General features: G+C 46.7%; 23 protein-coding genes and 3 tRNA genes. 8 read left to right on the plus strand and 18 right to left on the minus strand.

The genetic code is table 11. The annotated features are described in order from the left end of the window. Entirely contained in the window at positions 1 to 2,145 is a 2,145-nt protein-coding gene (locus tag ACLHR0_RS02120) for a cation:proton antiporter (protein ID WP_429045366.1), read from the plus strand. Between the two features lie 73 nt (positions 2,146 to 2,218). On the opposite strand, the gene ACLHR0_RS02125 is transcribed toward ACLHR0_RS02120, so the two are convergent. The 4 genes from ACLHR0_RS02125 to ACLHR0_RS02140 all read right to left on the minus strand — a co-directional run bounded on the left by ACLHR0_RS02125 (position 2,219) and on the right by ACLHR0_RS02140 (position 3,797). Further along, a tRNA-Val gene (locus ACLHR0_RS02125) sits at positions 2,219 to 2,293 on the minus strand. 29 nt (positions 2,294 to 2,322) lie between these two features. Beyond that, positions 2,323 to 2,397 (minus strand) — tRNA-Val (locus ACLHR0_RS02130). Positions 2,398 to 2,436: 39 nt separating this feature from the next. Continuing rightward, positions 2,437 to 2,511 (minus strand) — tRNA-Val (locus tag ACLHR0_RS02135). Positions 2,512 to 2,855: 344 nt separating this feature from the next. Further along, the gene (locus ACLHR0_RS02140) at positions 2,856 to 3,797 is read right to left on the minus strand and encodes a hypothetical protein (RefSeq protein WP_436484410.1); all 942 of its coding nucleotides are present in this window, start codon (positions 3,795 to 3,797) and stop codon (positions 2,856 to 2,858) included. 131 nt (positions 3,798 to 3,928) lie between these two features. Between ACLHR0_RS02140 and ACLHR0_RS02145 the strand changes: the two genes are divergently transcribed. Genes ACLHR0_RS02145 through ACLHR0_RS02155 form a run of 3 tightly spaced genes read left to right on the plus strand, consistent with a single transcriptional unit; the run spans position 3,929 to position 6,887 of the window. Then, positions 3,929 to 4,588, plus strand: coding sequence for a metal-dependent transcriptional regulator (locus ACLHR0_RS02145; RefSeq protein WP_370909687.1), 660 nt, complete (start codon positions 3,929 to 3,931; stop codon positions 4,586 to 4,588). Between the two features lie 16 nt (positions 4,589 to 4,604). Then, complete coding sequence (locus tag ACLHR0_RS02150) at positions 4,605 to 6,485, plus strand: Nramp family divalent metal transporter (protein WP_436484411.1); 1,881 nt, start codon at positions 4,605 to 4,607, stop codon at positions 6,483 to 6,485. A gap of 12 nt (positions 6,486 to 6,497) precedes the next feature. Further along, complete coding sequence (locus ACLHR0_RS02155; RefSeq protein ID WP_436484412.1) at positions 6,498 to 6,887, plus strand: thioesterase family protein; 390 nt, start codon at positions 6,498 to 6,500, stop codon at positions 6,885 to 6,887. 210 nt (positions 6,888 to 7,097) lie between these two features. On the opposite strand, the gene ACLHR0_RS02160 is transcribed toward ACLHR0_RS02155, so the two are convergent. The 6 genes from ACLHR0_RS02160 to ACLHR0_RS02185 all read right to left on the minus strand — a co-directional run bounded on the left by ACLHR0_RS02160 (position 7,098) and on the right by ACLHR0_RS02185 (position 11,484). Beyond that, complete coding sequence (locus ACLHR0_RS02160) at positions 7,098 to 7,838, minus strand: LytR/AlgR family response regulator transcription factor (RefSeq protein ID WP_370909684.1); 741 nt, start codon at positions 7,836 to 7,838, stop codon at positions 7,098 to 7,100. Then, entirely contained in the window at positions 7,816 to 8,868 is a 1,053-nt protein-coding gene (locus ACLHR0_RS02165; protein ID WP_429045357.1) for a sensor histidine kinase, read from the minus strand. The genes ACLHR0_RS02160 and ACLHR0_RS02165 overlap by 23 nt, the downstream gene beginning before the upstream one ends. Positions 8,869 to 8,897: 29 nt before the next feature. After that, entirely contained in the window at positions 8,898 to 9,251 is a 354-nt protein-coding gene (locus ACLHR0_RS02170; protein WP_079469030.1) for a DUF4288 domain-containing protein, read from the minus strand. Positions 9,252 to 9,314: 63 nt separating this feature from the next. After that, positions 9,315 to 10,049 (minus strand): LiaF transmembrane domain-containing protein, encoded by a 735-nt coding sequence (locus tag ACLHR0_RS02175; RefSeq protein ID WP_436484413.1) that lies wholly within the window; start codon positions 10,047 to 10,049, stop codon positions 9,315 to 9,317. Positions 10,050 to 10,166: 117 nt separating this feature from the next. Then, the gene (locus tag ACLHR0_RS02180) at positions 10,167 to 10,835 is read right to left on the minus strand and encodes an FAD-binding oxidoreductase (protein WP_436484414.1); all 669 of its coding nucleotides are present in this window, start codon (positions 10,833 to 10,835) and stop codon (positions 10,167 to 10,169) included. Positions 10,836 to 10,878: 43 nt separating this feature from the next. Continuing rightward, entirely contained in the window at positions 10,879 to 11,484 is a 606-nt protein-coding gene (locus ACLHR0_RS02185) for an SGNH/GDSL hydrolase family protein (protein WP_436484415.1), read from the minus strand. Positions 11,485 to 11,671: 187 nt separating this feature from the next. Here ACLHR0_RS02185 and icd point away from each other — a divergent pair, with 187 nt between their 5' ends. Then, on the plus strand, positions 11,672 to 12,943 hold the full coding sequence (gene icd / locus ACLHR0_RS02190; RefSeq protein WP_370909679.1) for an NADP-dependent isocitrate dehydrogenase: 1,272 nt from the start codon (positions 11,672 to 11,674) through the stop codon (positions 12,941 to 12,943). A 379-nt stretch (positions 12,944 to 13,322) separates the two neighbouring features. Then, positions 13,323 to 14,552, plus strand: a complete 1,230-nt coding sequence (locus ACLHR0_RS02195) for an NADP-dependent isocitrate dehydrogenase (protein ID WP_370909678.1) — start codon at positions 13,323 to 13,325, stop codon at positions 14,550 to 14,552. A 70-nt stretch (positions 14,553 to 14,622) separates the two neighbouring features. Here ACLHR0_RS02195 and ACLHR0_RS02200 read toward each other — a convergent pair whose 3' ends face one another. Next, positions 14,623 to 16,248, minus strand: a complete 1,626-nt coding sequence (locus tag ACLHR0_RS02200) for a L,D-transpeptidase family protein (RefSeq protein WP_436484416.1) — start codon at positions 16,246 to 16,248, stop codon at positions 14,623 to 14,625. A gap of 347 nt (positions 16,249 to 16,595) precedes the next feature. On the opposite strand from ACLHR0_RS02200, the gene ACLHR0_RS02205 reads away from it, so the two are divergent. Further along, complete coding sequence (locus ACLHR0_RS02205) at positions 16,596 to 17,033, plus strand: ORF6N domain-containing protein (protein WP_436484417.1); 438 nt, start codon at positions 16,596 to 16,598, stop codon at positions 17,031 to 17,033. Between the two features lie 474 nt (positions 17,034 to 17,507). On the opposite strand, the gene ACLHR0_RS02210 is transcribed toward ACLHR0_RS02205, so the two are convergent. The 6 genes from ACLHR0_RS02210 to ACLHR0_RS02235 all read right to left on the minus strand — a co-directional run bounded on the left by ACLHR0_RS02210 (position 17,508) and on the right by ACLHR0_RS02235 (position 22,883). Beyond that, positions 17,508 to 18,080, minus strand: a complete 573-nt coding sequence (locus ACLHR0_RS02210; protein ID WP_436484418.1) for a helix-turn-helix domain-containing protein — start codon at positions 18,078 to 18,080, stop codon at positions 17,508 to 17,510. 3 nt (positions 18,081 to 18,083) lie between these two features. Beyond that, positions 18,084 to 18,947: a hypothetical protein gene (locus ACLHR0_RS02215; RefSeq protein ID WP_436484419.1), complete on the minus strand. Its 864-nt coding sequence runs from the start codon at positions 18,945 to 18,947 to the stop codon at positions 18,084 to 18,086. Between the two features lie 14 nt (positions 18,948 to 18,961). Beyond that, positions 18,962 to 19,507 carry a heavy-metal-associated domain-containing protein gene (locus ACLHR0_RS02220; protein WP_436484420.1) on the minus strand — a complete coding sequence of 182 codons (546 nt, stop codon included), beginning with the start codon at positions 19,505 to 19,507 and terminating at the stop codon, positions 18,962 to 18,964. Between the two features lie 94 nt (positions 19,508 to 19,601). Then, positions 19,602 to 19,991, minus strand: coding sequence for an HYC_CC_PP family protein (locus ACLHR0_RS02225; protein WP_436484421.1), 390 nt, complete (start codon positions 19,989 to 19,991; stop codon positions 19,602 to 19,604). Positions 19,992 to 20,071: 80 nt separating this feature from the next. Then, positions 20,072 to 21,988, minus strand: a complete 1,917-nt coding sequence (locus ACLHR0_RS02230) for a putative porin (RefSeq protein WP_436484422.1) — start codon at positions 21,986 to 21,988, stop codon at positions 20,072 to 20,074. Positions 21,989 to 22,061: 73 nt separating this feature from the next. After that, positions 22,062 to 22,883 (minus strand): purine-nucleoside phosphorylase, encoded by an 822-nt coding sequence (locus ACLHR0_RS02235; protein WP_429045338.1) that lies wholly within the window; start codon positions 22,881 to 22,883, stop codon positions 22,062 to 22,064. A gap of 127 nt (positions 22,884 to 23,010) precedes the next feature. On the opposite strand from ACLHR0_RS02235, the gene sucC reads away from it, so the two are divergent. Continuing rightward, positions 23,011 to 24,222: an ADP-forming succinate--CoA ligase subunit beta gene (gene sucC / locus ACLHR0_RS02240; RefSeq protein ID WP_079469042.1), complete on the plus strand. Its 1,212-nt coding sequence runs from the start codon at positions 23,011 to 23,013 to the stop codon at positions 24,220 to 24,222. A 73-nt stretch (positions 24,223 to 24,295) separates the two neighbouring features. Here sucC and ACLHR0_RS02245 read toward each other — a convergent pair whose 3' ends face one another. Next, positions 24,296 to 25,456 (minus strand): thioredoxin family protein, encoded by a 1,161-nt coding sequence (locus ACLHR0_RS02245; RefSeq protein WP_436484423.1) that lies wholly within the window; start codon positions 25,454 to 25,456, stop codon positions 24,296 to 24,298. Positions 25,457 to 25,552: the final 96 nt, after the last annotated feature.

The following is a 25,552-nucleotide window of genomic DNA, read 5'->3' on the forward strand; positions in this document are numbered from 1 at the left end:
ATGATGAACGGACTGGTTTTATTGATGAATACAAATTTACCGCTGAAAGATCCGGTGCCTATCTTTTCGCTGGTGTTGTTTATAATATTGCTGGCGCCCATCCTGTTACGTAAACTGCGGATACCGAGTATCATAGGGCTGATTATTGCCGGTATGCTGATCGGCGATCATGGTTTTAAAATTATACAGAAAGACAGTATTGACCTCTTTGCCAAAGCCGGGCTATTGTATATTATGTTTCTCGCGGGGTTGGAGCTGGACATGACAGAATTCCGTAAGAACCGCTACCGCAGCATGGTTTTCGGCGCTTTTACCTTCTTTATTCCCCTTACAATGGGGTTTGTGGTATGCACCTATGTGCTGCAATTTAACTTCATGGCTACCCTGCTGGTATCCAGCATGTTTGCTACTCATACGCTGGTGGCATATCCGCTGGCAAGCCGGCTGGGTATTACAAAAAACGAGGCCGTTACCGTAGCCGTGGGTGGTACCATTATCACCGACACTGCGGTGTTGCTGATACTGGCCGTGATCACCGGTGCGCAGGCCGGTAACCTGAATACTTATTTCTGGGTGCGGCTTGGCATTTCACTGGCCATTTTTGCCGCCATCATCCTCTGGCTGATGCCCATGCTTGGCCGGTGGTTTTTTAAGAAGATTAAAGACGATAAAACTTCACATTTCATTTTTGTGCTGGCGCTGGTATTTGCATCCGCATTCCTGGCCGAGCTGGCCGGCGTAGAAGGTATTATCGGCGCCTTCCTGGCGGGGCTTGCGCTTAACCAGCTGATCCCGCATACTTCCCCGCTGATGAACCGGATTGAGTTTGTGGGCAACGCTATTTTCATCCCGTTTTTCCTCATCAGCGTGGGTATGCTGGTAGATTTGCGGGTATTACTGAAAGGCCCTGAAGCCCTGATCATTGCCGGCGCGCTTACCCTGATGGCGCTTAGCAGCAAATGGCTGGCCGCCCTGTTTACACAACTGGTTTTCAAGTACAGCGCCAACCAGCGCAAAGTGATCTTTGGGCTCAGCAGCGCACACGCCGCGGCTACTATTGCGGTAATACTGATTGGGTACAATATGCATATTGTAGATGAGCATGTGCTGAATGGCACCGTGATACTCATTCTCATTACCTGCCTGGTGGGCTCTTTTGTAACCGAAAATGCCGGCCGCCGGCTGGCCATACAGGAAGCTGAAGGCAAACCGGAAGTGGACGATCAGCCAGAGCGCATACTGGTGCCGGTTTCCAACCCCGACCGTATTGAGGCCCTGCTTGACTTTGCAGTAATGATCAAAGACAGTAACGCCCCTACTCCCATTTACCCGCTGGCGGTAGTTCAGGATAATGAAGAGGCGAAAGAGAAGATCCATCTCACCAACAAGATGCTGGAAAAAGCGGTAATACATGCCGCTGCCACGGAAAGTGACGTGCAGGTGGTAACCCGCATAGACCTCAACGTTTCCGATGGCATTACGCGTGCCACCAAGGAGCTGCTGATCAGCGATGTGATATTGGGCTGGACGGATAAAACAAGTACCACCGACCGCTGGCTGGGCAACATTTTTGGTACCACTCTCGATAACGTGTTACAGCGGGTATGGGAAACCGTGTATGTGTGCAACTTCCATTCACCGCTGAATACCACCAAAAAAATGGTGCTGGTAATGCCGCCCAACGCCGAATACGAGCTGGGCTTCCTGCATTACATGCAGAAAATGTTTATGCTGGCCAAGCAGGCAGGCGCCAGGTTACTGGTTTTTTGTAATGAGAAAACACAAACGATCACCACCGCTTTTGCAGAGCAAACGAAGATGAGCGTGGACCTGGGTTTCCGCCAGTTTGATACCATCGAGGACTTCCTGGTTCTTTCCAGGGAAATTACCCGGGACGACCTGGTAGTGGTGGTTACCGCGCGTAAAAGCACGCTCTCCTATCATGCATATATGGATGGTATTCCTGCTAAATTAGAGCGGCATTTTAAGGACAATAATGTAATCCTGCTGTACCCGGAGCAAAGAGAGTTTGATTCACTGGAAGCGGGCCTTCAATCGGAAGATCTGACGCTGGCGCCTATACAGGAACAAATTGCCAACCTGAATAAACTGGGTAAAGCGGTAAAACGGATATTTAAGAAATAACTATTACAGTCCTTAGTGGCTAAACGCAAAAAGGTCCCGCATTGCTGCAGGACCTTTTTATTTGTGTGTAGTGTGGGAGCTACTGGATTCGAACCAGTGACCCTCTGCTTGTAAGGCAGATGCTCTGAACCAGCTGAGCTAAGCTCCCGTAAAGATCTTTTGGAGGTAGGTGTAGTGTGGGAGCTACTGGATTCGAACCAGTGACCCTCTGCTTGTAAGGCAGATGCTCTGAACCAGCTGAGCTAAGCTCCCTCTTTAAGATCTTTGGAAATATGTCAAATTACTATTGTGTGGGAGCTACTGGATTCGAACCAGTGACCCTCTGCTTGTAAGGCAGATGCTCTGAACCAGCTGAGCTAAGCTCCCTCTTTTGTTTCTTTCCTATCGTCCCTTTCGTTCGATTGGATCGCAAAGGTATAAACTATTTTTATTCTACCAAATATTTTTTAAAAAAACGCGGGGATCGCCTTCGGCGATGCGGAGTTTGTCTTGAGCGCTGATTACGCTGATTATACTGATTAGCTTGATTTTTGTTCATTGGATTTTTTGGATTTTTTTAAATGATTCTTAAAAAATTAAGAGAGATACAAGCGAATCTTATCTGCTTATATCTCTCTTAATCTTTAGAAATCAAAAATGATCAAATCCAAAAAATCAGTATAATCAGCGTAATCCTGCTCCAAGACAATTTACAATCGCCGAAGGCGATCCTACTTCTTCTTTTTCTTCTCCGCCTTCTTCGCGAAGCCGCCTTCAAAGAAGCATTTGATGCCGCGATAAGCGCCGCAGCCGCCTATTTCGCGGATACTCACCCGGTTGCCGGTGAACTGGAAGGCGATACCACAGGAAGATTCCTTGTCTTTGTATTCGCCCCGGTTGCCACCAATATAATGTCCCCGGCCGCTCAGTTCTCCCTTGCAGTTACCGTTATCTTTTGAGAAGGTGATGAAGAACTGGAAGGATTTTGGATCATCACCATCCCTGATGGATACAATGCTCATGTCGCCGGCTGTATAATCGCCGGAAAATTTGTGTTTGCGGGGTAATGTATCAATCGGGTTGAAGATCTGGCCGGCGTTCGTAGGTCCGTTGGAGTTAGTCATGATAAGTGTTACCGATCCATCAGGATTCACCATGTAAAAATCTTCTTTCAATGCGCTCCGGCTGCCCGACAATTTTGTTTCGCTGCTGATCTTCACTACATTTTTACTGTCTATCAGCAGGGAGGTAACCGTACCGTCCGCACTACCTGTGTTGGCTACACGGATCCGGTTGAGATACTTGCCTTTTTTATCCAGGAAGCAGAGATAACCTACCGATTGTGACCTGCCGGCAGCTTTTATAGTCATATAGTTCACAGTGTTGCCGGGAATCCGCTGCAGCGGGAAATATTTCACCGGTTCGTTTTTACCGAAATCACCTTTCGTCAGCGTATCTGTTAAAAACCGCATGGCGGCTGTATCCAGTCGCAGTGAATCCGGTTGTTTCAGTTGGAGCGTATCCGGTGTAAGCCGGTATGGCAGGGTACCAGGTGTAAACAATGCCTGGAAGTCTTCAAATGTCATGGGCTCAGTGCCGCTGCCTGATTTCTTCTTCGATTTGCAGGCTGCTAAAACTCCGATTGCCAGTAATAATAAAAGGAAACGCTTCATTAGAAAAGTTAATTCTGGGCGAAAAGTTAGATATAATTTTTATATGTGCGCGTTAAAAATCAAAAAACATACCGGATAGAGAAATGTTCAGAATTATTATTTAGATTTGTCTAAATAATATTTTAGATAGCATGAATTTATCTATCGCAGAGGAAAACCATATTAAGTCGATATATAAGCTGCAGGAAGGCGACGCTGTTGTAACCACCAACGCGCTGGCTTATGAACTGGAAACCAAGCCTGCATCGGTAACAGACATGGCCAAGAAGCTGAAAGAGAAAAAGCTGATTGAATATGAAAAGTACAAAGGCATCACGCTGTCGGCAGACGGCAGGAAAGCAGCCCTGCAAATTGTGCGGCGACACCGCCTGTGGGAGTGTTTCCTGGTAGATAAGCTCTCCTTCAGCTGGGAAGAAGTGCACGAGCTGGCGGAAGAACTGGAACATGTGCGCAGTGAAAAGCTCACCAACCGGCTCAGCGAATTCCTGGGCAATCCCGTGATAGACCCGCACGGCGACCCGATTCCCGACGCCAATGGCAAACTGGCAAAACCTCGCCCCCAAACTTCGCTGGATCAGGCCAACGCCAAACGGCTGGTGGTAACAGCCGTATCAGATCAATCGACCGCGCTGCTGGCCTTTCTCAACGCCAAAGGGATTAAGCTGGGTACTCAGCTGGAAATAGTGGCGCATTACGAGTACGACAATTCTATTGAAATAAAAGTAAAAGGACAACCGGCCATCACCATCAGTGAACAGGTTGCAAAAAACATTATGGTCAGACCCGTTTAATTATCAGCAATATACTATGAGCATCGAGCATACACATTCATCAGCATCGTTAAGTGAGGTACATCAGAGTGTAGAAACGAGTGGAAAATCCAGGTGGAAAAAGATCTTCGCCTTCTTCGGCCCCGCCTATCTCGTAAGCGTTGGTTATATGGACCCTGGCAACTGGGCCACCGATCTGGCCGGCGGCAGCCAATACGGCTACAAATTATTGTGGGTATTACTCATGAGTAACCTCATGGCCCTGCTGCTGCAAAGCCTGAGTGCCCGGCTGGGCATTGTGCGCGGCCGCGACCTGGCACAGGCTAACCGGGAAACCTATCCGCCGGTAGTGAATTTCATCTTATATGTGCTGGCGGAAATCGCCATAGCAGCTACCGACCTGGCAGAAGTACTGGGGATGGCCATTGGTATTCAACTGCTGACGGGGCTGCCGCTTGTATGGGGCGTAAGCTTAACCGTACTCGACACCTTTCTGCTCCTCATATTGCAACGTTATGGCATCCGCAAAATGGAAGGATTTATTATCAGTCTCGTTGCCATTGTGGGCGCTTCTTTCCTCGTGGAGCTGATCCTCGTGAAGCCGCAAATGCATGAAGTAATACGGGGCTTTATCCCCGGCATCCCCGATAACACCGCGTTGTATATTGCCATCGGTATTATCGGCGCCACCGTAATGCCGCACAACTTGTACCTCCATTCGGCATTGGTACAAACACGGAAAATAAAAAGGGATGATGCGGGTATCAGGCAGGCCATTAAAATGAACTTTATCGACAGCACCATTGCACTGAACCTGGCGTTCCTGGTAAATGCTGCTATCCTGATCCTTGCTGCCGCCGTATTTTTCAAAAGTGGCAGAACAGATGTGGCGGAGATCCAGGATGCACACCGCCTGCTGGATCAGCTGCTGGGAAGCAAACTGGCTCCCATCCTGTTTGCCGTGGCATTGATTGCTGCCGGTCAGAGTTCCACTGTAACCGGCACCCTGGCCGGGCAAATTGTAATGGAAGGCTATCTCCGCCTGCGTATCAACCCCTGGCTGCGGCGATTGATCACCCGGCTGCTGGCCATCATCCCTGCCCTGCTGGTAATCCTTATTGCCGGCGACGAAGAGGTAGGTGCGCTCCTGGTGTTCAGCCAGGTATTGCTCAGCCTGCAACTGGGCTTTGCCATCATCCCCCTTATCCATTTTGTAAGCGATAAAAAAACGATGGGCACGTTTGCCATTAAACCTGTTACCAAAATTTTCAGCTGGCTGGTCACCAGTTTATTGGTGTACCTTAATATGCGGATGGTATTATCAGAAGCCTTTGATTATATGTCCGGTACCGGGAATATTTTTGTAGACGGATTAATTATGGCCGGCTGCCTCGGCTTCGTGGTGTTGCTACTTATCACCATTGTATACCCGCTGCGCCGCCGTTACCGCGAAGATGCTGCGGCAGGCATCCATACCACCCAGGTTACACTGGGAGAAATGGAAAAGCCCACCTATCAGTGTATTGCCATGGCCCTCGATTTTTCGCAACGCGATAAAGATATTGTAACCAACGCTATCGCTCACGGTAACGAACACACGCAATATATCCTCATTCATATCGTGGAAAGCGCTTCCGCCAAATACTTTGGAAAAGAGTCGGACGACCTGGAAACACGCCGCGACCAGGAACAGCTGGACACCTACATTGCGCTGCTGAAAAGCCGCAACATCAGCGCCAGAGGCGTGCTCGGCTTCCGCAGGCGCGCACGTGAAATTGCCCGCATCGTACACGAAGAAAAAGCAGACTTCCTGGTATTGGGCGGCCACGGCCACAGGGGCTTTAAAGACTGGCTGTATGGTGAAACAGCTAACCAGGTAAGACACCAGGTAAGGATCCCGGTACTGGTAGTGCAATAAAATTTAAAAAGTATGCTTCCGTTATTCAAACCCGGTGATACCAAACATTTCAGCCGCACCGTGCGGCAGGAAGACTGTGCCTCTTTTGACAGCGGCCAGGTTCATCCCGTATACGCCACCTTCGCACTGGCGCGGGATGCAGAATGGTGTTGCCGCCTGTTTGTGATGGAAATGAAGGAAGCACAAGAAGAAGGCATTGGCACCCGCCTTACCGTGGAACACCTCTCCCCCGCTTTAGCCGGCAGCCAGGTGGACTTCACCGCAGTGATCACCGGAATACAACACCACGAAATCACCTGCAGCTACGAGGCCGTTTGCAATGGCCGCGTGATTGCTACAGGCATACAGGTGCAGAAAATTCTTCCCAAAGCAAAGCTGGATCGGTTGTTTGCTGGATTGTAGCGAGTTTTGTCTTGGCTCAGGATTACGCTGATTATACTGATTAGCTGGATTTTTACTTTTTTGATTTATAAAGGATTAAGGGAGATATAAGCGGATATATTCGCTTTTATCTCCCTTAAATATTATTAATCCAAAAATCTAAAAAAATCCAAAAGTAAAAATCCAGCTAATCAGTATAATCAACGTAATCCTGAGCCAAGACAAAATTCGCTACAATCCCAGCGCTGCCTTCAGGCGCGGATAACCGGTTTTGCTCACCAATACCCTCGCGCCACTGCGGAGAATGGCCAGGTGGTTTTCTTTCTCGTAGGGATCTATACGGGTTACCTGGTTTACGTTGAGTATGTAAGAGCGGTGTACCCGTGTGAATTGTTGCGGGTCCAGCATTTTTTCGAAGAACGACATGGTTTTATTTTTCAGGAAGCTGCCTTCCTGAGTTACTATTTTTACGTAGTCGTCTGCTGCTTCCAGGTAGTGGATATCCTGTACCGGGATAATTTTAATTTTACCATTGAGCTTTATTACCACGCGGTTGCTTTGCAAAGGGGTGGTGGCGGCGGTTTCCAGCAGGGCTTCTGTGTTGGTGGCGGCGGGTGTTTGAAAATGATCCAGCCATTTTTGTACGGCCTTATCAAAGCGATCACTGGAAAAAGGTTTCAGCAGATAGTCGACCGCATGTACTTCAAAGGCCCTGATGGCATGTTCTTCAAAGGCCGTGGTAAAGATCACTGCGGGCATATTTTCCACGAGTTCCAGCATTTCAAAACCGGTGATCTTTGGCATCTGTATATCCAGGAAGATGATATCCGGCTGATGCTGTTGTATGGCCTTTAGTCCTTCAAACCCATCATTGCATTCCTGCACCACTTCTATTTGCGGGAAGCTTAACAGGTATTCCTTCACCACTTCACGGGCCAATGGTTCATCATCAATTAATACTGCTTTTATCATGCGATTGTGGTACTTTAATAATGGTAGTAAAAATATTGTCAATGGCGGTGGTTTCCAGCAGGTCTTGCCGTGCAAACAGCAGGTACAGCCTGCGTTGTATGGAAGTTAAGCCGAAACCGGTTCCTTTGTTTGGCTGTTGCAGTTCGTTGTCGAACGGATTTTGTATGGCGATATACAACATGTTATCCTGCAACCATGACCTTATGCTGATGGTGATATCACCGGTGGTATCGTATAGTCCGAATTTAATTGCATTTTCTACTACGGGCTGCAGCAGCATTGGTGGCATCATCATTTTATCCGCTTCTTCGTAAGGGATAACGTTGGTGGTTAAACGATGCCCGAAACGCACTTTCTCTATATCCAGGTACAGCTGCAAATAGTTTAGTTCGTCGGCGAGTGTGATCCATTGATCATCCTCGCGCTTCAATGACCCTCTTAAAAAATCGGAGAGCTTCAATACCATCTCGCGGGCCTCTTTTGGCCGCAGCATGATGAGCGCGTTGATGGAGTTGAGGCTGTTAAACAGGAAATGCGGCTGCAGTTGCTGCCGCAGTTTAAAGAGCTCTGCTTCTCTCACTATCTTTTCCGTAGCCTCCTGGCGCTGGCGGTATTCCTGTTGTTCTTCCGCATCGTACCACATCTGGCTTCTGAAGCCGATACCTGCAATCAGCATGCACCCTACGATGGCGTGAACGGGGATGGCGTTGTTCAGCCAATTGAGATACAGCGGATCAGCGGGAAATGCGGATACCAGTATCCAGCGGCTCAGGCATACCCACAAAACAGACAGGGCAAAGCTTACTATGGCTACGTAGCCAAACTTCATGGTGCCGTCTGCCGGGCGGTAGTAAGCCACGTTATGGCTTATTACAATACCGGCGGCCCCCAGGAGTATAACGTGCACTGCACTGTCTGTGGCCGATAGCCAGATGGGAAGGTCGAACCAGTACCACAGCAGCCCGCCATAAAGGAACATCCAGATGGCGAAGGATGCGAGGAAAGCCCACCAGGCGTTACCTTTAATCATTTGTTTTACCAAAGAAGGTGATTTATCAGTTATACGTTAAGCTCAAAGTATTGTTGTCCCTGTAACTGGGCAGATTTCATCTGCAACCAGGCGATGTAGGAATTGGGGTCTCCCGGTTCTTCAATGCGGGAGTACAGTTCCATGCCGTCTGTCAGCTGATCCAGGGTATATACTTCCGGTACGTTGATGAACTTCCATTGTACCAGTTCCTGTTGTTGATTTTTAAAAGCATATTGTTCCTGCATACCAATTTCGCGGGCTTTATCGCAGGCGTCTTTCTTGGTAACAGCGCTGATTAATCTTAATTGTTCATCAAATTGCGGGGTATGATTGCCTTCACCGCAGATGATCTGGTATACAACTTTCGCAACAAACCAATGCATAAAATTAAAATTTAAAAGTTGGAGAAGATAGAATACAGGTTGAGAGATATGGATGTTTTATGATCAGTAACTTTTTATTTCTACACCACCGAATACACAGGATCCTTTCAGGACCAGCAGTTTCTCAATGGATCCGTTAGACATCATGCCGGTGTGACGTTTGTCTTCCACCCCGCCGAGCACAACATCAATATCCACCTGAACTTTCCAGTGGGCCGGTACAATGATTTCACAACCACCGAAAACGGCTGAAACATCCATCACAGCGGTGCCATTGATATCTGCATTCATGAAGTTGATAACGGCGCCTCCAAAGACAGCGCTTACATCGCCTCCTTTAAAGTTTTTAGACATCACCATTTTATTCACACTGCCAAAGATAGCGTTGGCACTCAGCGTATCCTCGCCACTGGCAAATTCCTGGCTGGAGCCGAAGGCGTGTTTTTTGAATGTCCAGTCCGTACCCTGATAACTCTTTTTAAAGATCAGCACCACACCTACCAGGATCAGCACTACCGGCCATATAAACTGGGCGGTGGCGTATGGCAGCTCGAGTATTTCGTTTGCCATGAAAATTCCGCCTACCAGGACCATCACAATCCATCCCCCGAACCTGAATTTATGTTTTGCCCCTACAACGATACCGATAGCGATCAGGATCATTTGCCAGGAGAACAGCCAGTGGGGCAGATTAAGATCCAGGCGTTGCAATAACAGGCAGGCACCAACGATGATGAAAACTGCACCGCCTATAAAGCGGCCTTTTCTTTTTGATGCTTCGATATCCTCGTTTTTCATTTGTTTTACTATTTATGATACAAATGTAGAACGGCGCACTGTTATTGGAAACAGGGTTTAGGCTAATAAAGTACCCTTACCGGTAAAAAGCAGGAAATCGCCGGTGAAAACGGCGGGCTATATTTCTACCGTTACCAGTGCATCGTTTCCGGCCAGTTTTACCAGGATGGCTTTCAACTGCTGTACCATAGGATCGGGGCCACAGATATAGAAATGCTGGTTGAAATCACTGATCTTCTCTTTCAGGTAACTTTCATCGATGGTGTGGTGGTCGTAGCCCGGCACTTCCTGTGCTGTCAGCGTATTAATAAAGCGGTTGCCCAGCATGGCTTCAAATTCATCTTTCAGAATAATATCCGACAGGGTTTTATTAGAGCAGATCAGCTGGTTGCTGCCCAGTTGGCCTTTGTGCTGCAGGTCACGCAGGATGGCGATGAAAGGGGTAACGCCTGCGCCGCCGGCGATAAAGGTGCCTTCTCCTTTATACTGAATGGTCCCCCATACATCGTGCAGGATAAGTTGATCGCCGGCTTTCAGGTGCCCGAGTTCGCGGGTAACGCTGTTATGGTCGTCGTAGCTCTTGATCGTGAATTCCAGGTGATCCCATTCGGTGAGACTGGTAAAGGTAAAGGGGCGTCTTTCTTCTTCCCATCCGGGTTTATTAACGGCTACTTCTGTAGCCTGACCGGGTACAAAGGTATATCCGGCGGGCTTTTCCACGGTGAATTGACGGACGTTGTGTGTTACGGGGGTAACGGCCAGGATTTTTACAATATGGCTTTCCATTGGTTCAGGTTTTCTTTAAGATGAATGTAGGATATTTTTTTTCTCAGTGCAACGCTTGTAGCAACAAAGGCAGCAGGGCTTTGGCCCAGCGGCTGTAGTCCTTTCCGGAAGGGTGCAATCCGTCGCCTGCCAGCAGTTCGGGATCCTGAGCGGCTTCCCTGGTAAAGTGCGTGATATCCAGGTAAGGCACCAGCCACTCTTCCGCAATGGCTTTATTGACCGCGTTATACGCATCAATTTCCCGGTGAATCAGTTCCCGGTCGCCGCCGGTGGCAAATGGCGTTACGCCCCAGTCGGGAATAGACAGCACTACCACATGTGAAGGATTGTTGCCGGCAAAAACGATGGCCTTTTGCAAAAGGGCGGTAAATGCTGTTTCATACTCTTCCTCGGAACGGCCACGGTATTGGTTATTTACACCTATCAACAGTGTTACTATATCGTAGGTTTTACTTATATGTGCTGCGGCAATGCCGGCTTCCAGTTCGTCGGTGGTCCACCCGGTGGTGGCGATGATCTGCGGATCTGATACGTCAAAGCCTTGTTCCCGCAACAAAGCGGCCGCCTGCACAGGAAAACGTTCGGAGGGGGAAACTTGTTCACCTATAGTATAACTATCGCCGAGGGCGAGGTACGTAACAGGAATCATGATGGTATGTAAGATTTTGTTGCTGCGAAAAATGACCAGCAAAATAACATTAATCCTAACATAAGCAAAAAGTTATATGTAGGTGTTAAATTTGGGGAATAAAGGGCAAATGTTCCCCTGCGTAAACGGAAAAGCCTTACCTTTGCCCGCGATTACAACAATTACGTAACGCATAAGAAACCGTTTTATGCCGGCAGAAAAAATATCGATGAACAATGGCCTGTTACAGGTCCCTGCACACCCCATCATTCCATTTATAGAAGGCGACGGAATAGGTCCGGACATCTGGAGAGCCAGTGTACGCGTATTCGACGCAGCTGTAGAAAAGGCTTATGGCGGTGACAGGAAAATTGAATGGAAAGAAGTACTGGCAGGTGAGAAAGCCTTCCAGCAAACAGGTGAATGGCTGCCAAAGGCTACACTGGATGCGCTGAAAGAATACCTGGTATCTATCAAAGGTCCCCTGTCTACTCCCGTTGGTGGTGGTATCCGCTCCCTGAACGTTGCCATGCGCCAGGAGCTCGACCTCTACGCCTGTGTAAGGCCTGTACGCTGGTTCAACAAAGTACCTTCCCCGGTGAAACACCCGGAGAAAGTGGACATGGTGATTTTCCGCGAAAATACGGAAGACATCTATGCCGGCATTGAATATATGACGGGTACGCCGGAAGCAAAGAAACTGCTCGATTTCCTGCAAAATGAAATGGGCGTTAAAAAGATCCGGTTCCCGGAAACCTCTTCCCTGGGTATTAAACCGGTATCTATTGAAGGTACGGAAAGACTGGTACGCGCCGCTATCAGCTATGCGCTGGAGCACAAACGTCCGTCGCTCACCCTGGTGCACAAAGGCAACATCATGAAATTCACCGAAGGTGGTTTCAAAAACTGGGGCTATGCACTGGCAGAAAGAGAATTCGGTGATAAAGTATATACCTGGGAACATTGGGAAAAAACCAAGAAAGACCTGGGCGAAGAAGAAGCCAACAAAGAACTGAAAGTAGCCCTGGCAAAAGGAAAGCTGCTGATCAAGGATGTAATTGCGGATAACTTCCTGCAACAGATCCTGCTGGCGCCACAGGATTATTCTGTAGTAGCCACACTGAACCTGAACGGCGACTACATTTCTGATGCACTGGCAGCTGCGGTAGGCGGTATTGGTATTGCCCCAGGCGCCAACATCAACTACCTGACCGGCTATGCTGTATTTGAAGCCACACACGGTACTGCACCCCGCTTCGCCAACACCAACACCATGAACCCATCCTCCGTGATCCTGAGCGGCGTAATGATGCTGGAATACATGGGCTGGAAAGAAGCGGCTGAAATCATTGTTCACGGCCTCAGCACCGCCATCATGCGCAAACGTGTTACCATCGACTTCTACAACCTGATGGACGATGCCACCCTGGTGAAAACCAGCGAATTTGCGGATGAAGTGATCAAGCAGATGCTGCACTAAGCGCGAATTTTGTCTTTCGCGAATTTTGTCTTTTTCAGGATTACGCTGATTTTACTGATTACCCGGATTTTTACTTTTTGGATTTTAAAAAGGATTTGGGGAGATATCAGCGAGTGGATTTAAAATAATTCCGGGATATAAGCGATAAACTTTTTGGGGAGATGTAAACGGATATATCCGCTTATATCTCCCCAAATCATTTTAAATCTAAAATGATCAAATCCGGGTAATCAGTAAAATCAGCGTAATCCTGAAAAAGACAAAATTCGCGAAATTTTGTTTTTTTCACAGCTATTCGTATTTTTCGTGATTATCCCAATTGGGACTCGCTTGAATAATTGTTGTGAAATGCTTTTAATTTAATTTTAAAAAACCCGAAATGGCAGAAAAAATTAAAGTTGCTAATCCGGTAGTTGAACTGGATGGTGATGAAATGACACGAATCATCTGGAAATTCATCAAGGATAAACTGATACTTCCATACCTGGATGTTGAAATTAAATATTACGACCTTGGCATGGAGCACCGCGATGCTACCAACGACCAGGTTACCATTGATGCCGCCAATGCTATCAGGGAAGTAGGCGTAGGTATCAAATGCGCTACCATTACACCCGATGAAGATCGCGTAAAGGAATTCAACCTGAAGCAGATGTGGAAGTCCCCCAACGGCACCATCCGTAATATCCTGGATGGCACTGTATTCCGTGAACCAATTGTAATGAGCAATGTTCCCCGCCTGGTGCCTAACTGGACTGCCCCGATCTGTATTGGTCGTCATGCTTTCGGTGATCAGTACCGCGCTACCGATTTCGTTACAAAAGGAAAGGGTAAACTTACTATTAAGTTTGAAGGTGAAAATGGCGAAGTGATCGAACACGAAGTATACAACTTCAAAGGCGATGGCGTTGCATTAGCCATGTATAACACCGACGAATCTATCAAAGGCTTTGCCCGTGCATGTTTCAACCAGGCACTGATGAAAAAATGGCCTTTATACCTGAGCACCAAGAACACCATCCTGAAAAAATATGATGGCCGTTTCAAAGATATCTTCGAAGAAATCTATCAACAGGAGTTTAAAGCTGAATTCCAGGCAAACGGCTTAACTTATGAACATCGTTTAATCGATGACATGGTGGCCAGCGCACTGAAATGGCATGGTAACTTTGTATGGGCCTGTAAAAACTACGATGGCGACGTACAATCTGATACCGTTGCACAAGGCTTTGGCTCTCTCGGCCTGATGACTTCTACCCTCATTACCCCCGATGGTAAAACAATGGAAGCAGAAGCCGCACATGGTACTGTAACCCGTCACTACCGCGATCACCAGGCAGGTAAACCTACCTCCACCAATCCCATCGCTTCCATCTTTGCATGGACCCGCGGTCTGGAATTCCGTGGTAAACTGGACAACAACGAGCAACTGATCAAATTCTGCCAGGCACTGGAACAGGTTTGTATTGAAACCGTTGAAAGTGGTAAAATGACCAAAGATCTGGCTGTTTGTATCCACGGTAACAAAGTAGAACATGGTAAACACTACCTGTATACAGAAGAATTCCTGGAAGCACTGGATACTGCGCTGAAAGCAAAACTGGCGTAAATTCATAAAGACAATAAAAAAAGCAGCGGATAAAGTATCCGCTGCTTTTTTATTTAACCAGATGGGTTGCTTACAACTTCATCCTCTTTCTTAATATTTTATCTTCTCCATAAATATCATCGTAAAAAACAAGATTACCATTTTGTCCTTCTGCAGTAAAATACCGCAGGTAAATAGGAATATGTTTAGGCAGATCTACCTGTTTCTTTTCCTCTCTCGCCAGCCATACGCGAACACTGTCTCCAACATGCCGTAAGCTATCCGCCCGCACCAGGTACTGCGCCAGGCTATCCCATTGCTGCACCCGCACACAACCATGACTCATGGCGCGCATGGAATTTTTAAACAGTCCGCGGTTATTGGTATCATGCAGGTATACACTGTACTTATTCCTGAAGTTAAATTTCATGATGCCCAGTGAATTATCTATTCCATCCATCTGGCGTAACACATAAGGAAAATGCCCTTTACCGAGTTTCGACCAGTCGATGGTATAAGGATCAACTGCATTGCCATCTCTATCTATTACTTCCAGGTTCTTAGCCGCAAGATAGCCGACATTCTTTTTAATAGCCGGCAGCATTTCCTTAAATACAATACTGTAAGGTACCCGCCAGTAAGGGAACATCATGAAGTTGGTCATATAGGAATTGAGCAACGGCGTGCGGGTACGGGGTGTACCCACAATTACGCGCGATTCCAGCACCACTTCTCCGCTATCCACTACCTTCAGATTGTAGCCGGGCAAGTTTACCATGATATACCGGGACGGCAATGTATCGGGCAGCTTACGCCATCGGTCGAGGTTTACAGCGGCCTGCATAATCCAGTCGTGCATAGAGCGGTTCATTGCCATCACTGTTCTCTTTCCTGCTACGCCATCGGCATAAATATTAAATTCTTTCTGGAAAGCTTTTACGCCGGTTTTCAGTAAGGCTGAATCCAGCTCCCGGCCCGTGGTATCGAGATGACCGCTTTGTACCAGCCGGTTGATCACCAGTTGCCGGAATCCAAGCGTGTCGGTATAATTGAGCGGTAAGGTATCCCAGTGATAGTTTTCGTATTTGGCTTTGAAAGACTGGATCCCTTCTTTCAGGGCGATATACCCTTCATGCGTAGGCTCCAGTGAATGCAGGATGTTTGCTACATTTTTTTCGTTCAATGCCTGCCGCAATTGTGTGATCAGTTGTTCGTCGGTAAACGCTGAATCCTTTTTAAGGGTGATGCTGTCACGCGGAGCAACGCCGTAGCGGAGATCGGACGCCATTTTCATGAAGGCGTCTGTCATCAGCACATCGACTTTTGCCCACAGGGCGGCATCTTTTTTTGCGGTAGCATCGTTGGTAATCTGTTCCCAGGCAGCTGTTAGCGCGGGCTCATGATATTGCGCAGGCAACAGCCCCACGTCTTCCGCGTGCTGGATCATATACAGCATGGAATCGGCTGCGGGATTGGTAATCCCGTTCTTTGACCATTGGCTGGACGGTTTATCGGCTCCGTAAAAATCCTGTATGGCTGAAGCACGGAAAGACTGCAAACTGTCTTCCAGTTCGCCATCATTATCTTTCAGGGCCGACAATCGTTCGGTGATACTCTCCGTGATCACTTCATCCAATTGTTTGATGTTTGCTACAATCTGTTTTTGTTTGGGGGCGGTATGCTTTTTTTTATTTACACAGGCTAACAACAAGCACATTCCAGATCCGCATAACAAACTGATAATAAAAATTTTGTTCTTCATCTGCAGTAAATCGCTATGGTAAAGATAGGAATTTACAAATACTGTGCTGAAAATTTTTGGAGAACGGGAAATGGAAGCGGTTAGCCTTCTACTACGGCTGCCACTATAGAAAATGAATGTTTTCCGGTTTACAACTATGAATCATGAAGCATGTTACATAAAAAATTGCAGTGAGGAATATGACGTTGAAGGGTTTGCTGGTGTATGAGTATTGGATTCTTCTGCATAAAGTGAGAAAACCAACTTTTACCGGAAATGGTAATCCGGATCAAAGTTTTACACTATAATCTTATATTTTAATCATGAGTAAAGAAAGAAAAGAAATGGTTTTACATGATGAGGTATTAATCAATAAAATCTATTATATCAAGGGACATAAAGTAATGTTGGACCGCGATCTTGCGGAGTTATATGATGTAAAACCAATACGGTTAAGGGAACAGGTAAAACGTAATATAAACAGGTTCCCGGAAAATTTCATGTTCCAGTTGACAGAGGAGGAAGTGGAAAGCATGGTATCGCAAAATGCGATACCATCCAAAAAACACCTTGGTGGCTATCTTCCATATGTTTTTACTGAACATGGTGTGTTAATGCTGGCAAATGTATTACGCAGCGAAAGGGCTATACAGGTGAGCATCCGTATAAACGGCATGATGAAGCAGGAGGATAGTCTCCCACAAAACCCTTTCTGCAACAATCCTTCTTCACAAAAAGCGACCGGGTTGGTATTCTACTAGTATATTTAGCTGACTTTGCTTTATCCTCCCTTTTATTTTGCTTGCATTCGCTACCAGTAAATCATAATGCCCGCTTTAATTTACCTACGCAGACAACACACATACCATTTATTCGCCATCTGAAACGGGACATAGTGTATTGGGAGTGCATGGAGAGTGCATGGGGAGTGCATGGGGAGTGCATGAGGAGTGCATGAAGAGTCCATGGATTCCCCATAACATACGCATGTCTGAAGCATGGCTGAGGCATCTGCGAAATAACAACGCGCCAAAATACAAAAGCCGCAGACACTACATCTGCGGCTTTAAAAATCATTCCCCCTGCTATCTATCTGCAACAATCCTTCTTCACAAAAAGCGACTGAACAAATTTCAATATGCTTATAACAACTTTCTTCATGTCCGGATTTTTTAAAAAGAGAAGCCACGATGTGCAGCAGCTTCTCTTTAAACTAAAACTAAAACAACTAACTTCTATATCTTATCTAATGGTATACGCTCAGGCGCTTTCAATTGTTTGAATTTACTTGGCGTGAGACCCGTTACTTTTTTGAACTGTGCTGAAAGATGGGCCACGCTGCTGTATCCCAGCTTGTAACTAATTTCACTTAAGCTTAATTCATTGTATACCAGCAACTCTTTTACCCGTTCTATTTTCTGCTGAATAATATACTGTTCAATGGTAGTGCCTTCCGTTTCAGAGAAAAGATTACTCAGATAGTGATAGTCCTTCTGCAACTTTCCTGCCAGTAAGGTGGAAAAGTTTTCTTTCATTTCATCCAGCTCTGAATGATGCACCGCCTGTACAATAATACTTTTTATGCCGGCAATCAGCTGCTGTTTTTTATCATCTATCAGTAAAAATCCTTCCTGCTGAAGCGCTTCGGACAACTGCTGCAGCTGTTTCTCTGAAACAGTACCTGCAACGGTTACCTTGCCCAATTGTATATCCTCAACGTCCAGTTGCTGCGCGGCAATGGTGGTAGTAACCACTTTGATGCAGCGCGGACAAACCATATTCTTTATAAACAGATCTGTTGTTGCCATCGGTTACTTTTTGATATTAAAAATGTTATGCTCCACCCTGATTAAAAAAGAGTTGGAGGTATTCCTAGCCATATCTCCGGTTAACTGGGTGCGGTAAGACAAGTCCAGCCTGGTGGTGCTGTTAAAAATAAACTGCACTGCGGGCGCTATGTCCAGATAGGAACCTCTGCCCACCGCGTCTGTATTGGTTTTGCCCAACAGTTCCACGTAAAGGTTTAAATTGGTTTGCTGGAAGCTTTTATACTTCACCGGCAAAACCAGGCACCCTGCAGAGAGACTATAATTTACGGAACTCCGGGAGAAGTCGTCCGGGATTTCATCCTTCACATTGTTCATATAACGGGAGTAGCCCAACGTTGTGGACAACGCCAGTTTATGTAACAGTTGCGTAGCAATAATACCCCCGTTTACACCCGAAGTAGCTCCTTCCAGATCCAGCTCCTTATTGTCGTACGGTCGCATGGCATGTGAGCCGTCGGGCATTTCCGGGTAATATGGATTGTTGATCACGGCGCCTCTTACATAGGCAGCCATGCGGAAATGCGCGTGCTGCTGGTCCAGCGACAGGAAACGGTATTTGGCGTATACACCACCACCTTCGAGTTTTACAGAGTTCTGCATCATATTGGACGCATATCCCAGCACATGCAGCATGAGCTTTTTATTAGCGCCCCACATCACTTCCGGCTCAAAGCGCATTCCATTGTCGCCGGAATGCTTCATGTTGAAAAACTTATTGGTGAGCCTGATCCCCAGTGAGTTGGCGGGCATATTGCTCGCCGGTTCTGTATTTACATACAATTCCTGGGCAGCTGCTATGCCGTTACCAGCCATGACGATCGTGGCTATTATTAAAATTCTTTTCATATACCGGCCAGCTATTAAATGGTGACGTGATAAATTCTTTTGGAAGCAGCAGCGCCATCAGTCTTACAGCAGTCGCCCATCATACCTGTTTTATAACAGGGCATAGTGGTTTCAGTACTGAATTTTTTAAATTGTTTGGAAGAAATAAAGTCTTTGTCAATTACGGTGATGTCCTTATCCCCGGATAATACCTGGTTCTTTACATCCATAAAATGGAGGGTGCTGCCGGCAAATGCTACGTGCGCATCGTTTTGCACGCTTACAGCATCGAAATTGGCAGTCATCACCAGCTTACCTACAGAAAAACCGGCATCTTCCACTTTACCTTTAATAGCATCAATGCTCACCGGTGCACCGGTTTTGAAGGTAAGAATGAAAGTGGTGTTATCGAGGTCGGTATCAATTTTTTCAACAAAAGGAAGTGATTCCAGGGCCTCGTAAGTAGCTTTTGAACACATAGCGCAGGTAAGGCCGGTGGCGTGTACGCTGGCTTTTTTAAATTGCGCGTTTGCGCCGAAAGACATGCCCAGTGCGAGCAATATAATGGATACTATTTTCATGATCTGATGAAATAAAATTGAATAATAAGATGAATAACAGTCAAAGCAATAGCGGTGCTGCCTTACAGCAACCAACACTACATTAAAAACTGCATCAGATCAGGAAAGTACAATTGCGGAGGAAAATAGGCGCAGACGGAATGTCTGGCGGATCGTGGGGGCGGCTCACGAAAAATAGTTCCTGCGCCGGCAAAGCGGAAACAGGTAAAATCGTTACGGGCAGCTGCATATCTGTGGCAGGGCTGAAACCGGCTTGCAGCGCTTTGGCGGCCTGGTGCGATTCAGTAACCTTACAGAACTTAAACTCATCTTTACAGCAATCCATGCCTTTTGAAGGCTTTCCGCATTTTCCGCAGTGGTCAGCCGGAGCTTCCTGCAGATCTACAGAGGCCAGTTTGCCCATGCAATAATGCACGTTTACTGCAAACCCGCTGGTAAGCGTGATATACAGTACTGCAAATAATATGGCGAAAAATTGCTTCATGATGAATTACAAAGATAAGAAAAAAAATGACCGGGATTGCGTCGCCACAATACCGGTCATCATATAGTTATATGTAATAGCTAGTTAATAAACCACCACCTGAGCGCCAACCTGAAGGCGAAGTTATTATACGGGTATAATGGTCCGGCATAATTGTTATCCCCCAGGAAGGTATTCAGGTTTTCTGCGCGCACATATGCGGAGAAAGATTTGATCCGGAAGTTGGCGAATGCTGCAATATCCGGTAAAGCGTTACTGATCTTGGTGGCATTCTGGTAAATAAACTGACCGGTGAGCGGGGAATAATCATCTGCATAATAACCGGTGTTATAGCGCAGTTCAATCCCCGTCATGAGGTTCAGGTTTGTATACAGTCTTTTTTCGAAGGCAAACCGGTTACGGGTCCAGAAGGTGGGCACGTTCAACGGGCCGTTGCCATGCAGCTGCTGGAAGGCGATATCTACATACCAGGCAAACGGCTTGATGTTAAACTTCTTGCTAAACGTTATTTGTAACAGGTTAAACAGCGAGTTATACTGCTCGCTGTGATAATAATCTTTAAAATAGGTGTAATTGGTAAACAGGAAATAATTGGCTGCCAGGCTATAATTCAGCTTTTTGTTTTCGGTGGCAAACTGCAGCTGGGTAATATTTTCCTTCGACAGGCTCGTATTATACCAGGCATCATTTGTACTGTTAAAATATTTGAAGACGTAAGAGGGTTCCTTATTTACGTTGCTGACCGACAGGCGGACATCCCCAAGGAAGTCGTTAATATGTCTCCTTAACATTCCATAAAAACCATAATCCCCGATATTCTGTCCTACTACATAAAACTCACCTCTTGCAGAGAAATCCCATTTCTGGTTGCGCGTTTTATTGCGGTATTCTCCATGCACGGCCAGGTTGGTAAAATTAATATCTGCGTCCAGGAAGGTACCGGTGAGACTTTCGAAACGAGCGCCAATGTTAATAAAGTGTCCCTGGTTACCGAGTACAGGGAACTGGATCAGCGACAGGTCGTTGGAAATCATTTTCCACTGGTGCTTGGATGCTACCGTATCGCCGGGTAAAAAGTTATAGTGACCCGAATAAAAAGCGGTATCAGGGCTGCTATCCAGGAATTCGTAGTTATTACTCTGATAATTGAACGTGTATTGTACACGGAATATCGGATCATACTTATAATAATCGGTGGTATCGTTTACGTGGATACTGTCGCCGCGGCCCCAGTCGTACTGCTGCTGGATCAGGAACCCTGTTTCGCGGTAGTTGGATTTCACCGGTATGCTGCCTCCAAAGAAAGCATATGTTGTTGACGCATCATTACCCAGGTTTACCGGGATGGTTTTGCGTTGTTTGTAAGTGCTGATGTTCATGAAGGAATCGTTCCTGATCCCCCCGTTCTCCCCGCCGTTGATCTTATTAAAGTAAAAGCTCAGGTAGGTATGGGCACGTTTATTCTTGCTCTGGTACCGGGCCGTAAAGCGGTAGATATCGTGATTGGTATTTTGTGAGCGAAAATAGCCGGGGGCGTTTATTTTGCGGTAGTCGAATGCAAAGTTGAAGCGCTCCGTCCGGTTTTGGGTATGGGAAAGCCCGATAATCTGTTCCTGTTTGCTGCCTACCAGGTACTGCAGCTCTGTGTAAGGGCGTGTAGTATAGTAAAAGCGGGCATCCTTATGGGAATTGGAATATACATCGTACGCGTGAAAGCCGGCGTCAAAACCGGGTTTCATGCGTGGTGTATAAATCATGTTATAAGCTGCGCTGCCGGTGTTACCGAGCGTGGTGTACGAGGAAGGTACTTTCAGATAATTGGTCTGAAAATCGGCCACGGAGGAGTCGAGCTTATAATCGGTGGGTTCACCGAGGATACGGTAGGTTAATGTCAGCGTATCCGGCTCGTGTTCATGTTTCCCTGTATCCCGCTGCATTTTGCTGGTGCCGCCGCCACCGCCCATATTGTTGATGCGTCCCGAGTTAAACTGGGCCATTAATTGATTCCCGCACAATAACAGCAGGGCTATGAAAATGAAAATTTGCCTCATCCGAAAGTAACAAAAGCGTTTATAGTTGCCGGATTAATTCACTAAATATCAGCGTAAGCTTAGGTTCTGCTGCTTTTGCAGCTGCCAGTACTTCTTCGTGGGTGATCACATTTTCTTCTTCACGGATACCGATATCGGTGATCACACTCATGGCAAATACTTTCAAACCGGCATGTGCCGCTACAATTACTTCGGGTACGGTACTCATCCCAACGGCATCGCCGCCGATAATGTGCATATATTTGTACTCTGCCCGTGTTTCAAAGGTAGGCCCCTGAACGCCTACATATACGCCGCTATGTAAAGATATATTGTTGGCCGCAGCAATTTTATTCGCTGCATCGATCAGTGTTCTGGCATAGGGTTCACTCATATCCGGGAAACGTGGACCCAGCGTGTCCTCATTTTTGCCCCGCAGCGGGTGTTCCGGCTGCAGGTTGATATGATCCCGGATGATCATCAGATCGCCTACCTGGAAAGATGGGTTCATCCCCCCGGCGGCGTTGGAAATAAATAAAGTATGGATTCCCAAGGCTTTCATGACCCGTACAGGAAAAGTTACCTGCTGCATGGAAAATCCTTCATAAAAGTGAAAACGCCCTGCCATAGCCACTACCGGCTTACCCTGCATGAATCCGAGGATCAATTTGCCGGAATGCCCTTCCACCGTAGATTCGGGGAAATGGGGTATGTCGCTGTATGGAATTTCAATGCTATCCTCAATTTCCCCTGTCAGGTTACCCAGGCCGCTGCCCAGGATAATGCCCGCCACTGGCTTGTTTTGCCAGAATTTGCTGATATACTCCCCCGCTGCCGTGATCTTTGCTGTTAATTCACTCATCTGTTTATACATTAATAAAAGCCGGATTTAAAAAACAAACCCGCGCAAAGTTATTTTTTAATTCACAAATGACTGCAGTTTTATATTTAAATCATAATGACCTATTTTAGCGGCAAATTTTATTCCGATGAACTTACACGAGTACCAGGCTAAAGAACTGTTGAAAAAATATAATGTACCGGTACAGGAAGGTATCCCGGTGGATACCCCTGAAGCGGCTGCGGAAGCATACAAGCAGCTGAAAGTGCAATTTGGTAATGAATTTGCCGTTGTAAAAGCCCAGATTCATGCGGGCGGACGTGGAAAAGGTAAGATCCGTGGTACGGAACAGAGAGGTGTGGCAGTAGGAAAAAATGCAGAAGATATTAAAAATATAGCAGGAAATATCCTGGGAGGCACCCTGGTTACCATTCAAACCGGCGATGCTGGTAAACTGGTAAATAAAGTACTGGTAGCACAGGATGTTTATTATCCGGGCGCTAACCCTGTAAAGGAATTCTACCTGTCCATCCTGCTGGACCGTGCTAAAAGCCAGAACGTTATCATGTATTCCACTGAAGGTGGTATGGATATCGAAGAGGTAGCACACAGCACTCCTGAAAAAATATACAAAGAGTGGGTAAAACCAAATATGACCCTGCAGCCGTTCCAGGCGCGTAACATCGCTTTCAACTTCGGTTTGAGCGGCGAAGCGTTCAAAAACATGGTGAAATTTGTAACCAACCTCTATAACGCATACGTAGGACTGGATTGCAGCATGCTGGAAATTAACCCGCTGTTCAAAACCAGTGATGAGAAGATCATTGCTGTGGATGCCAAAGTAAACCTGGACGACAACTCCCTGATGCGTCATCCGGACCTGGAAGCCCTGCGTGATATTTCTGAAGAAGATCCTACCGAAGTAGAAGCCAGCAAATACAACCTGAACTTCGTGAAACTGGACGGTAACGTAGGCTGTATGGTAAATGGCGCCGGTTTGGCCATGGCTACTATGGATATGATCAAACTGAGCGGCGGTGAACCCGCTAACTTCCTGGACGTAGGCGGTACCGCCAACGCACAAACCGTGGAAGCAGGTTTCCGTATCATCCTGAAAGATCCTAAGGTAAAAGCTATCCTGATCAATATCTTTGGTGGTATTGTTCGTTGCGACAGGGTTGCCCAGGGTGTTATTGATGCTTACAAATCTATCGGCAACATCACCGTGCCTATCATTGTACGTTTACAGGGTACCAATGCTGCTGAAGCAAAAGTACTGATAGAAGAAAGCGGTCTGAAAGTACAGTCAGCCATCCTGCTCAGCGAAGCAGCTGCGCTGGTAAATAAAGCCGTTAGCTGATAATAATTGTCAGAAGATATAAAAAAAGGAGCACAGGTCATCTGTGCTCCTTTTTTATGTTATCTCCCGGAGATCAGCTTCCCAGCTTTTCCAGTTCTTTCCTGTAATTGTCTGCCGGCTGTCCCATAGCAGTAGCTTTGGATACCGCCCAGGTAAAGTATTTCTTTGCCTGCTCCTTATACCCTTCCCTGCACATATACGCCATCATGGAGATGGCTTCCAGGCTGGAGTTTTCTGTAAGAGCCGGCGCCGCCCAACGCACATATAAATCTTTCAGTTCCGGTTGTTTTTCCAGCTCCCCCGCCATATAAAAGCGCATGTAACGCACCCGGTTATCGTTCAGATCCTTATGGGCGATGGCAAACTCCAGAAATGCCTTTGCGTTTTTGCAGGTTTTTAAAAGATAATTTTCTGCGTAGTACATCTCTATTTCGTGCCAGTCGGCCGCACTGTATACCTGCTGCTGTTTTGCCAGGAATGCCTCAAATGCCGTCGTATCCAGTTGTTTGGGCAGGGCAGCCAGGTCCTGCCTGAGCAGGCCGTTTAATATGTTCTTATTCAGCTCCACGCCAAAACGATCCTGGTAAGCAGTCCTGTTTTTTATATAGAACTCCCTGTAGTTAGCTGGCAGGTTGCGGCATACCAGCATTACCTTGAATACGGATTCCTTAAACAGGTCTTTTTGTTTTAACAGGTATTCCTTTACCACGGCGCTATCCGGATACTTCCTGTCCTTTGCAAAAAAGAAGGTTCGATAAAATTCCGGGTCATCGGTTTTCAGGCTGTTGCCAAAACCGCCCAGGTACTCACCCGCTTTATATCTGGCAATATTATTTTCCAGGAATTGCAGGAACTGCGGTGGTTCCTGGTAACCCATACCGGTATTGATCAGCTTTCCTTCCCCGGAAATGATCAGGTAAGTAGGAAATCCGGTCATGAAGTACTTGGCGCAGAGTTCCTTCCCAAACTCCTCTTTAAATACATCATAGCCGGTGCAAATGAAGTGCTCGTTCATGTACTTCTTTACTTCCGGTCGTGGAAATACTTTTACTTCCATGTCTTTACAGGCATGGCATCCTTCAAAATACGTGTCGATGAAAATGGGTTTGTGTTCCTTTTTTGCTTTGGCGGTGAGTTCTTTCCAGCTTCCCTTGATAAACTGGGTGCTGTCCTGCGCAGCCGATGCCAATGGCAACAGGCCTGCCAGCAGCAGTGCTTTGATTGCATTTTTCATTGTACTGTTTTTTTAATGGTTTGGTGGGGCGAAGCTAATAAATAAGTGCGGATTTTGTCTTTCTCAGGATTACACTGATTTTATTGATTTTAAGGA

It is taken from the genome of Chitinophaga sp. ARDCPP14 (assembly GCF_051362515.1).
In the GTDB taxonomy this organism is placed as follows: domain Bacteria; phylum Bacteroidota; class Bacteroidia; order Chitinophagales; family Chitinophagaceae; genus Chitinophaga.

Excerpts from the sequence above, each read along its gene's own strand:
- ACLHR0_RS02165 (WP_429045357.1), bottom strand. The coding sequence starts at position 8,868 with ATGATTAAAGGTAACGCCTGGTGGGCTTTCCTCGCATCCTTCGCCATC.
- ACLHR0_RS02150 (WP_436484411.1), top strand. The coding sequence starts at position 4,605 with ATGAGCATCGAGCATACACATTCATCAGCATCGTTAAGTGAGGTACAT.
- icd (WP_370909679.1), top strand. The coding sequence starts at position 11,672 with ATGCCGGCAGAAAAAATATCGATGAACAATGGCCTGTTACAGGTCCCT.
- ACLHR0_RS02200 (WP_436484416.1), bottom strand. The coding sequence starts at position 16,248 with ATGTGCTTGTTGTTAGCCTGTGTAAATAAAAAAAAGCATACCGCCCCC.
- ACLHR0_RS02145 (WP_370909687.1), top strand. The coding sequence starts at position 3,929 with ATGAATTTATCTATCGCAGAGGAAAACCATATTAAGTCGATATATAAG.
- ACLHR0_RS02170 (WP_079469030.1), bottom strand. The coding sequence starts at position 9,251 with ATGCATTGGTTTGTTGCGAAAGTTGTATACCAGATCATCTGCGGTGAA.
- ACLHR0_RS02175 (WP_436484413.1), bottom strand. The coding sequence starts at position 10,049 with ATGAAAAACGAGGATATCGAAGCATCAAAAAGAAAAGGCCGCTTTATA.
- ACLHR0_RS02160 (WP_370909684.1), bottom strand. The coding sequence starts at position 7,838 with ATGATAAAAGCAGTATTAATTGATGATGAACCATTGGCCCGTGAAGTG.
- sucC (WP_079469042.1), top strand. The coding sequence starts at position 23,011 with ATGAACTTACACGAGTACCAGGCTAAAGAACTGTTGAAAAAATATAAT.
- ACLHR0_RS02210 (WP_436484418.1), bottom strand. The coding sequence starts at position 18,080 with ATGGCAACAACAGATCTGTTTATAAAGAATATGGTTTGTCCGCGCTGC.
- ACLHR0_RS02140 (WP_436484410.1), bottom strand. The coding sequence starts at position 3,797 with ATGAAGCGTTTCCTTTTATTATTACTGGCAATCGGAGTTTTAGCAGCC.
- ACLHR0_RS02120 (WP_429045366.1), top strand. The coding sequence starts at position 1 with ATGATGAACGGACTGGTTTTATTGATGAATACAAATTTACCGCTGAAA.
- ACLHR0_RS02195 (WP_370909678.1), top strand. The coding sequence starts at position 13,323 with ATGGCAGAAAAAATTAAAGTTGCTAATCCGGTAGTTGAACTGGATGGT.
- ACLHR0_RS02155 (WP_436484412.1), top strand. The coding sequence starts at position 6,498 with ATGCTTCCGTTATTCAAACCCGGTGATACCAAACATTTCAGCCGCACC.
- ACLHR0_RS02215 (WP_436484419.1), bottom strand. The coding sequence starts at position 18,947 with ATGAAAAGAATTTTAATAATAGCCACGATCGTCATGGCTGGTAACGGC.
- ACLHR0_RS02180 (WP_436484414.1), bottom strand. The coding sequence starts at position 10,835 with ATGGAAAGCCATATTGTAAAAATCCTGGCCGTTACCCCCGTAACACAC.
- ACLHR0_RS02245 (WP_436484423.1), bottom strand. The coding sequence starts at position 25,456 with ATGAAAAATGCAATCAAAGCACTGCTGCTGGCAGGCCTGTTGCCATTG.
- ACLHR0_RS02225 (WP_436484421.1), bottom strand. The coding sequence starts at position 19,991 with ATGAAGCAATTTTTCGCCATATTATTTGCAGTACTGTATATCACGCTT.
- ACLHR0_RS02185 (WP_436484415.1), bottom strand. The coding sequence starts at position 11,484 with ATGATTCCTGTTACGTACCTCGCCCTCGGCGATAGTTATACTATAGGT.
- ACLHR0_RS02205 (WP_436484417.1), top strand. The coding sequence starts at position 16,596 with ATGAGTAAAGAAAGAAAAGAAATGGTTTTACATGATGAGGTATTAATC.
- ACLHR0_RS02230 (WP_436484422.1), bottom strand. The coding sequence starts at position 21,988 with ATGGCCCAGTTTAACTCGGGACGCATCAACAATATGGGCGGTGGCGGC.
- ACLHR0_RS02235 (WP_429045338.1), bottom strand. The coding sequence starts at position 22,883 with ATGAGTGAATTAACAGCAAAGATCACGGCAGCGGGGGAGTATATCAGC.
- ACLHR0_RS02220 (WP_436484420.1), bottom strand. The coding sequence starts at position 19,507 with ATGAAAATAGTATCCATTATATTGCTCGCACTGGGCATGTCTTTCGGC.